The organism is Candidatus Villigracilis proximus (assembly GCF_016717045.1).
In the GTDB taxonomy this organism is placed as follows: Bacteria; Chloroflexota; Anaerolineae; order Anaerolineales; family Villigracilaceae; genus Villigracilis; species Villigracilis proximus.
This window is the reverse complement of record NZ_JADJUO010000015.1, coordinates 20,320-28,773: the sequence shown is the minus strand read 5'-3', so window position 1 is coordinate 28,773 and position 8,454 is coordinate 20,320. Positions and strand designations below refer to the sequence as shown.

Genomic DNA, 8,454 nt, shown 5'->3' with positions numbered 1-8,454 from the left:
TCTGCTGTATCAGGAGATTGCAGCCAGATAAAATTAATTAATAAGTCTGGCAGTTGATATGCGACCAGAAATCCATTGTTGTAATTGCTGGGGTTGAGTTGGTCGAGCGAGGCAGAAATGATCGTAAAAAGCCATGCCAGTTGGATGCCCGATGCAGAATTGATATTCACAATATAAACCTGCGAGGTTGAAAGGAGTGGGGATGGATGGGGGTGGGTGGGCTCGCCGGCGCAGTGGGATTTAGCATCGCGGCCAATGTGGCGATGTTACTGCCCTGATTGATCAAGTGCGGCTCGGTCTGCGGTGACTGTTTTCGGGGCGCAGGATGCCAATAGAAACAGAATCAGGCTAAGGTTAAATTAAGACGCGTGTTTTTTCATCCCAAAATTATATTGGGAAACGCTGTCAATTCGACAGGGCTTTTTGTTGTGTGAAATTTATCCTAGTGGCCGCTTCCTGCGGAGGGTGTGCCGAGGAAGATTTCGGGGGCGGCTGGGCCTTCAACGATTAAGTATCCAGCAAGTCCGCGTTGCAGACGTGAGAGGCGTGATCGACAAGAATATAGTTGCCGGGGACTTCCGGAGACTGAACTCGACCATGGTTGCGCCGCCGGGCGGGACGAGAGTTGTTTGCACATCGGTGAGCGGTGCGCCGGTAAGTGAGGCTTGATCGAATACGCGGTCAAAGATTTCGCCGATGACATGGAAGGAGGATGTGAAGTTGGGGCCGCCCACGCCAAAGAAGATGCGCACGGTTTCGCCAACATTTGCTTTCAAGGGTTTCTGAGTTGTGAGTGAGCCTACCGCGCCATTGAAGACGAAGTACTCGGGTTCTTCATCGAGCAGTTTTGTGGTATCAGACATTTGATGGCCTTGTTCACCAAACTCGCCGGTTGTGTATAGCTCGCCCTGCATAACATAGAACTCGCGGTCAACAGGAGGCAGGCCGCCTTCAGGCCTCGACGCAAGGATGAGCCGTACATGCCGTTGGAAATGTGATCTGCAACCATTGGGGTCGCGCAGGTAGACGAAGAGACCGACATTGAGCGCCTTCGCTGTGAAAATGGATTCTTCGCCGGGCTTGGTCTGCGTCATGACAGCGCCTCCGCCGGGACCGGTAACTGCGTGGAAATCAACTGAGTGATTCATTACGCTGGTAGTGTTGTTGGTCATGTGGACTTCGATGGTGTCGCCAATGCGCACGCGGAAGAAAAGGCCCGGGAAACTGCGCCGTTGAATGTCCAATAGGTGTAAGTGGTTCCGTCTGCGAGTTGGCCTTCGACTTCCACAGCTTCCAGGTTAATCCGGACTGTAGTTGGCTCGCGGATCTCAAGCGGTGCGGGCAGGTCTGTTGGGTCACGGACAATGTCTACCCCATCGGTAGTGGGTTCCTGCGGTACGTCGCTACCAGTTGAATCCCCAATGCCGCCTGCGGAGTCCAGTTTGAGTACTGAAATGGCGTTGATCCGTCGTAGTCAATGTCTCAGATAATTTGGCAGGCATAACACCTGCGCATACATGGGCCGGTGGGGCAGGGCACGCAAGAAGAGATCGGGCTTTAAAGATCGCTTCAGGAATATATTCTTCGGCTGTGTTGGCTTGCCTGAGTATGAGCTTGCTTGTGATATGTCAGATCGGGTGCGGCGCCCACCCGCGCATTAATGCCTGCCGGGAGTTCCGCAGCGCAGCGATCACAGCGCCGGCGTTGGGATAAGCAGCAGAAGAAACGGGGCATGGTGTGCAGTGGTTCGGCAACCAACACACCACGCATGCCCAATTAGCAGGGGACTTGAACCATCTCCTTCGGTGTAAGGAAAAGGGGGGGCTTTTTTCGCTCGCAGGCCTGCGTGCTCCGCCGGAACCCGCGATGCGCCCCGCGCACCACTGCCAGTAAGATGGCAATCGGGAGTGCGCGAAAGGTGTTTCATTTCATCGCTGACACCTAGAAAGATTAAAATCTAGGTGTGAACCATATATTTTGCCCGGGAAATGGCCTTCCAGGTAATTTGCCTGACATCAAAATTCGGTAAGTTTTTATTAAGTCCTCTAAAGCTGTGCAAGCGTATTTGGAAACGGGCAGGAATTATCAACCTACACAGGCGGCATGTTTGATAGTTCGGACAAAGTATAGGCGACAAGCACAACGAGGGCTGGATCTTTATAGTCGTGGGGACTCAAACTCTGCCACGATCAGTTTCAAACCAAATGCCCGTTCATAATGAGTATAGAATATCGCTTTCCCCACATCCGTCTTTGCGCTAGCGCAAATAACAAAACGGGCCGAGGGTTTCGTCTCGTTCTTATTTTTCATTCCTTCTGCGATGCGCACCAGATCGTGCGGCTTGAGGATCTTGGATTTTTTCCCTGCCCGTTTTGATATGGCCCTTGCGCTCCCAGTCGCTGAGCAGACGACTGACCGTGTATAGCGTGGTACCTGTCATCTCGGCCACATCCTGTCTTGAGAAGGATAATTCGATCCCCGCATCTTTTTCGACCTGATGCCTGATTGCCCAGCCAGGCGAATCAGCGCGTTGGCCACTCTTTGCTCGACCTGCTCGGTTGCGAGTTCCCGGAATCGCGCCTGCATTTCCTGAATATAGGAGGTCGCGAGGGTCATCAGATCAAACGAAATTTTTCGACCTCGTCTCCAGTAACTTGTGCAGGAATCCGCTTTCAATGGCCAGCGCGGAACTATCTTCCAATGCTTGCGCGGTTGCCGGGTAAATTGCTTCCGCACGGACAGCACCCAGCGCGCCGAACATCTGCCAGGGGTGCAGAGTCCGCAGGTTTACCTGCTGTCCACTGGGATTGGATTGCATGAGTTTGGCTTGACCCGTGATGAGAATATATAGATATTCGGCGCTATCACCCTGAAAGAAGAAGAATTCATTTTCTTCGATCGAGCGGATAATGCTGTTTTTCAGAATTAGCTGCAGCTCTGGATCTGTAGCGTTTTGAAAACGACAACCTGTTTTAAATCCTTTGGCGAAAGATTCATAACATGATTGTACTCCCTAAATAAATGACATTCATCTGTTGGCGCATCCGGAGGAATGTCTTATATTCGGGTTACCCATCCCCCCTGGGGGGGGTAGGAGAAAGCCGAAAACCGCATCTGGAGTATAGAGGTCAATATGGAAGCTGATAGCACGATCCGAAGATTAAAAACTGTCGAAGGGCACTTACGCGGCGTTATTCGCATGGTCGAGGAAGATGCCTGTTGTATTGACGTCATCCGCCAGATACAGGCTGTTGAAGCGGCTCTAAACAAAGGTCAGCTCAAGGATCCTTGAAGATCATCTCAATTCGTGCGTCATTACAGCGATTCAGGGAAATGACAAAAAGGAACGCGAGCGAGTCTTGAAGGAAATTACTGAAGTATTTGAAATGTCAATGAAGGTGTAGACAGTTTATTAGTTAGGTAGCGCACCTGAAACGCCTAATCGAAAATCATAAATCAAAAATCAAAAGAAAAATTAGCCCTATGACCACCGTAACTATACCGTCCCTACTATTTCCTGCGGACATTGCACTCACACAGTCGAGACCGAAGTAGGGGAAACTGCAGGGTGTGCAGTCTGTGAAGGCAGATGAAGCAACAAAGAAAGTTGAAATTACATTCGATACACCGGCGAATGAAGCCACGATTAAAGCCTTATTGGCTGAGATCAATTACCCTGCTGAAGGTTTGATCACTTTATAATAATGAGGCCTGACAGTTTTATAAAACTGTCAGGCCTTTGTAAGGAAGGTACAAATGAGCGACACAAAACAATTAACTTACCAATTACCGGCATGACTTGCGCAAACTGTGTAGCCACAGTGGAACGCAATCTGAAAACTTGACGGCGTGCAAAGTGCGGTGTAACCTTTCCTCCGAACGCGCCACCGTGGATTTTGACTCTGCCAAACTTGCGCTGACCGATGTGATCGCGCGCGTAAATCGTGCCGGGTATGGCGTTGCCACAGGTGAAGCGGATCTGATCATTAAAGCGTCTTTCAGATGATAACGATGCACGTCGTTTGGAGAAGGCACTTGCTAAACTTGAAGGCGTGCTCGAAGCACAGGTGACATTTACCACTGAAAAGGCACGTGTGAAATATGTCCCAACGATCGTCACACAGGCAGAGCTGCGCCGTGCAGTGGCATCCGCTGGTTTTGAGGCCATGGAACTTGGCGGCGAAGCGGAAGATGCAGAAGCCAAAGCCCGCGAACATGAGATCAATGAACAACGCCGCTTGCTGATTATTGGTTTGATATTTACCGTGCCGCTCTTCCTGCTTTCGATGGGTAAGGACTTTAATTTACTTCCGGCATTTGTCTATTCAGACAATGTGATGGAAGGAATGCGTGAGGCTCAGCCCTGGTTTGGCTGGTTGATGCTCGCTCTGGCTTTGCCTGTGCAGTTTTATGTTGGCTGGCAATATTACGTCGGCGCGTTCAAGGCTTTGCGTAATAGATCAGCGAACATGGATGTGCTGATCGTGATGGGCTCATCCGCTGCATTCTTCTATTCGCTGCCGATCACATTTGGCTTGCTGATGGGGCATGTCTATTACGAAACTGCGGCAGTCATCATCACGCTCATTAAACTTGGAAAATTCCTCGAAGCCCGCGCCAAGGGACGTACTTCTGAAGCGATCAAAAAATTGATGGGATTACGTGCCAAGACCGCACGTATCATTCGTGATGGTGTCGAAACTGAAGTCCCTGCTGATGATGTTCGTGTAGGCGATATTGTGGTTGTGAAGCCTGGCGAGAAAATTCCCGTGGACGGTGTGGTGGTTGAGGGAAGAAGTTCCATTGACGAATCCATGCTGACGGGTGAATCTCTGCCCGTTGAAAAGAAGCCCGGTGATGTAGTGATCGGCGCGACGCTCAATAAACTTGGTTTGTTGAAATTCGAAGCTACCAAAGTTGGCAAAGAAACTGCTCTCGCGCAGATCGTCAAACTCGTGGAGGATGCGCAGGGCAGCAAGGCTCCCATCCAAAAGATTGCGGATCAGGTCTCAGCCATATTTGTTCCTGCTGTAATCACCATCGCCACGCTGACGTTTTTAGGCTGGTACTTCTTTGGTCCGCAATTGCCGATCAATTCTGATATTGATAATTTCACGTGCATTGATCTACATGGTTGCTGTGTTGGTGATCGCCTGCCCGTGTGCGATGGGACTTGCCACCCCGACGGCGATCATGGTCGGTTCTGGCAAAGGCGCAGAAGCGGGAATCTTATTCCGCAATAGTGAAGCCTTGGAACGTGCCGGCAGAGTGACGGTGGTGGTTTTGGATAAAACCGGAACGATCACAAAGGGTCAGCCGGCTGTAACAGATGTTGTCGTGAGTGGAAAGTGGAAAGCGGATGAGTTGTTACGCCTTGCCGCTTCGGTTGAGAAGGGGAGTGAACATCCGCTGGGGGAATCCATTTGGGCAGAGGCCACAACCCGTGGATTGGTTTAGTGGAAACCCACTGGTTTTAAAGCAGAGGCCGGGCATGGCGTGCAGGCTGAGGTCGAGGGAAGAAGCGTAATGGTTGGGAACATGAGAATGTTCCAGTCACGTGGAATCCAATTGGGGAATCTCGAATCTGAAGTGGCGCGTTTACAGTCCGAAGCAAAAACTGCGATGTTGGTTGCGATTGATAATGAAGCCGCGGGAATTATCGCTGTGGCCGATACGATCAAGGATAGTTCAAAGGAAGCGATCGCAGATTTGCACAAGATGGGTTTGCAGGTTGTGATGATCACCGGCGATAATCAAAAGACCGCTGATGCAATTGCAAAACAAGTTGGCGTCGATCAAGTATTAGCCGAAGTTTTACCCGAAGGCAAATCTAACGAAATTAAGAAACTTCAAACTTCAATCGTCAATCGTCAATTGTCGAATGTCGTAGCGATGGTCGGTGATGGTGTGAATGATGCGCCTGCTCTTGCTCAGGCGGATGTGGGACTCGCGATCGGCACGGGAACAGATGTGGCGATGGCTGCCGCGCCTGTAACCTTGATGAGCGGTGACCTGCGCGGTGTTGCGCGCGCGATCAATCTTTCACGCAAGACACTTTCAACCATCAAACAAAATTTATTCTGGGCATTTATCTACAATGTAGTTCTCATCCCCGCTGCCGCGCTTGGATATTTAAATCCAATGCTTGCCGCTGGTGCGATGGCGTTTAGCAGTGTGTTCGTTGTGACAAATAGTCTGCGTTTGCGCGGACAGAAAATTTGATGTAATAATCAGGTGATTAGTAAACGAAACCGTTCACCTAATCACCTGATTGCCTAATCACTTATTTACCGACACCAAGGAAACCTTTAATATGAAGAAACTCTCCCTTTTTATAATAGCTGCAATGGTTGTATTAACCGCGTGTGCCCCGCAACAAAGCGGACCCGCCAAGGCTGAATTACCTGCTGGCAAAGCATACGCCGAAGGCAAGGAAATTTATTTTGTCCACACAGAAGCCTCTGATGCGGGTGTCGCTGAAAAACTGACAGGCATGATGAAATCGCCTGTGATTCTTGTCCCCGCATTGGCAAACGTGCCCGATGAAGCACTGGCAAATGTTTACGTCTTCACGAATGGACCCGCAGGCTCCGGACCTTTCGGTTTTCAACCTGACGTGTTTGACAATCCACCCGGCACTGATGGTTACTCTCCGCTGCGCCGTTTGAATGTGATCGCGTGGGTTGACGAAAGCAAAGCCCGCGAACTTAAATCTGCCGCTGAAGTGATGGATGCAGAAGCCGCAGGCGAACTCACCATTGAACAGCCCGGTGTTGTTATCAATATGCCGTTTGTAGTTTGGGATGGCGGCAAAGGTAGGAAAAATACAAGGGACACGAACACGAAAGTTCGTGTCCCCTTGTAAAAAAAGATTTCCTCATCATTTTATTACTTTTTACTTTTCCCGAGGTCAAATGTCATCCAAAGAACAAAAACCGGCCATTAACCCAGTCGTGATCGTTGTGCTGGGTGTGGCATTTATCGCTATTGCTCTTATCTTATTTGTCTTTCCGAATGGGCAATCTCTTAATCTCAATGCAGGCGCAGGCTCATGGAGTCAACTTGTGGTTGCTTTTATCACCGGCATCACTACGGGCGGATTTGCTGCCTTGCGGTGCAGGGCGGTCTGCTGGCAAGTTCTCTTGCACATCAGATCGAACAGGATTATGTTGAGCAGACTGCGCTCGAAAAATAAAAAGGCATCTGTCCGCTCGAATTCGGCTTTTCCAATTTTTTTTTTTCTTGTCTCGAAACTTATTGCCTACACTTTACTTGGCGCGCTCCTTGGCTGGCTTGGTTCATTCCTTACCCTCAGCCCGATGACCCGTGCTATGCTGATGATCGCCATCGGCATCTTCATGATCGGCAACGCGCTGCGCATGTTCAACGTGCATCCGATCTTTCGTTACTTCTCTGTTGAGCCGCCAAAATTCATCACCCGTTATATCCGCCGCACAGCCAAAGGCACCGACACATTCACTCCGCTCTTCCTCGGCGCGCTGACGGTCTTCATCCCCTGCGGTGTCACGCAAGCTATGATGGCAACCGCACTCGGCACGGGCAGTGTCGTCATGGGCGCAGCACTTATGTTTGCCTTTTTGTCCTTGGCACTCAGCCCCCTGTCTTTTTCGTTGTTGCCTATTTGACAACTGAGCTTGGATCACGGCTTGAAAAACTTTTTTATGCGATTTGTGGCCGTAGTGCTTTTGATTTTGGGATTTGTGACTCTCGACGGCGGACTTAACGTACTCGGCTCCTCGCTCTCGTTTCAAAACCTGACCCGAAACCTGCTTCCGTCCAATAGTGACTCAGCCCCTGTGGCAGAATCTCCCCAACTCTCCACACCAGAGGGTGAGATCACCCTCAACGTTGAAGATAATGGATACGTCCCATCGACCTTGAAAGCGCCCGCCGGAAAAGTTCTCACTTTAAATCTTATTACCAACCAAACCTATTCCTGCGCCCGAGACTTTGTCATCCCGGCTCTGGATTATTACCAATTGCTTCCAGATACCGGCACGGTACAGGTCAGCATTCCCGCGCAAGAGAAGGGAAGTACCCTCTTCTTCACCTGTTCGATGGGAATGTACACCGGCCAGATCGTGTTTGAATAAGACTATAAAACCGGAAGTCTTTTATAAGACTCTTAAATTAAAAAAGATACTAAAAGACTTCCGAAGTTTATCTCAGAGATATCCATGATAAAAAAACCTTCAAAATCCCCGATATGACCTGCTCCGCCTGTGCTATGAAACTCGAATCTCTTGAAGATACGCTCGACGGCGTGAAAGAGATCAACGCCAGTTATCACAAATTGGAAATGGTCATCGAATACGATGAATCCCAATTGACAGAAGAGCAGATCATCGCTGCGGTAAAGAAAAAAGGCTATCAAGCCGTAGTTGCATAAAGACATAAACGGGTAAACATGTTGCCATGTTTACCCGTTTCCGC

At 49.8% G+C, this 8,454-nt stretch carries 9 protein-coding genes and 1 pseudogene; 7 read left to right on the top strand and 3 right to left on the bottom strand.

Annotated elements, in window-relative coordinates; all coding sequences use genetic code 11:
• Positions 1–500: 500 nt before the first annotated feature.
• The 3 genes from IPL71_RS16410 to IPL71_RS16405 form a co-directional block, all read right to left on the bottom strand.
• On the bottom strand, positions 501–1,244 hold the full coding sequence (locus IPL71_RS16410) for a copper-containing nitrite reductase (RefSeq protein WP_345323476.1): 744 nt from the start codon (positions 1,242–1,244) through the stop codon (positions 501–503).
• A 1,055-nt stretch (positions 1,245–2,299) separates the two neighbouring features.
• Positions 2,300–2,476 (bottom strand): helix-turn-helix domain-containing protein, encoded by a 177-nt coding sequence (locus IPL71_RS26090; RefSeq protein WP_514130807.1) that lies wholly within the window; start codon positions 2,474–2,476, stop codon positions 2,300–2,302.
• A gap of 144 nt (positions 2,477–2,620) precedes the next feature.
• On the bottom strand, positions 2,621–2,899 hold the full coding sequence (locus IPL71_RS16405; protein ID WP_345323484.1) for a cyclic nucleotide-binding domain-containing protein: 279 nt from the start codon (positions 2,897–2,899) through the stop codon (positions 2,621–2,623).
• A 234-nt stretch (positions 2,900–3,133) separates the two neighbouring features.
• Between IPL71_RS16405 and IPL71_RS16400 the strand changes: the two genes are divergently transcribed.
• From IPL71_RS16400 to IPL71_RS16360, 7 genes and pseudogenes are all read left to right on the top strand, one after another.
• Positions 3,134–3,292 (top strand): metal-sensitive transcriptional regulator, encoded by a 159-nt coding sequence (locus IPL71_RS16400; RefSeq protein ID WP_345323474.1) that lies wholly within the window; start codon positions 3,134–3,136, stop codon positions 3,290–3,292.
• Between the two features lie 278 nt (positions 3,293–3,570).
• A complete protein-coding gene (locus tag IPL71_RS16395; protein WP_345323472.1) occupies positions 3,571–3,702 on the top strand; it encodes a hypothetical protein in 132 nt (43 codons plus the stop codon).
• A 92-nt stretch (positions 3,703–3,794) separates the two neighbouring features.
• Positions 3,795–6,222, top strand: a pseudogene (locus tag IPL71_RS26085) (heavy metal translocating P-type ATPase).
• Between the two features lie 91 nt (positions 6,223–6,313).
• Positions 6,314–6,865, top strand: a complete 552-nt coding sequence (locus IPL71_RS16375) for a DUF7482 domain-containing protein (RefSeq protein ID WP_345323465.1) — start codon at positions 6,314–6,316, stop codon at positions 6,863–6,865.
• 49 nt (positions 6,866–6,914) lie between these two features.
• On the top strand, positions 6,915–7,646 hold the full coding sequence (locus IPL71_RS16370) for a sulfite exporter TauE/SafE family protein (RefSeq protein WP_345323463.1): 732 nt from the start codon (positions 6,915–6,917) through the stop codon (positions 7,644–7,646).
• A gap of 21 nt (positions 7,647–7,667) precedes the next feature.
• Positions 7,668–8,114 (top strand): cupredoxin domain-containing protein, encoded by a 447-nt coding sequence (locus tag IPL71_RS16365; RefSeq protein ID WP_345323461.1) that lies wholly within the window; start codon positions 7,668–7,670, stop codon positions 8,112–8,114.
• Positions 8,115–8,194: 80 nt separating this feature from the next.
• Complete coding sequence (locus IPL71_RS16360; RefSeq protein WP_345323483.1) at positions 8,195–8,410, top strand: heavy-metal-associated domain-containing protein; 216 nt, start codon at positions 8,195–8,197, stop codon at positions 8,408–8,410.
• The last annotated feature ends 44 nt before the right edge of the window (positions 8,411–8,454 follow it).

Excerpts from the sequence above, each read along its gene's own strand:
- IPL71_RS16370 (WP_345323463.1), top strand. The coding sequence starts at position 6,915 with ATGTCATCCAAAGAACAAAAACCGGCCATTAACCCAGTCGTGATCGTT.
- IPL71_RS16375 (WP_345323465.1), top strand. The coding sequence starts at position 6,314 with ATGAAGAAACTCTCCCTTTTTATAATAGCTGCAATGGTTGTATTAACC.
- IPL71_RS16400 (WP_345323474.1), top strand. The coding sequence starts at position 3,134 with ATGGAAGCTGATAGCACGATCCGAAGATTAAAAACTGTCGAAGGGCAC.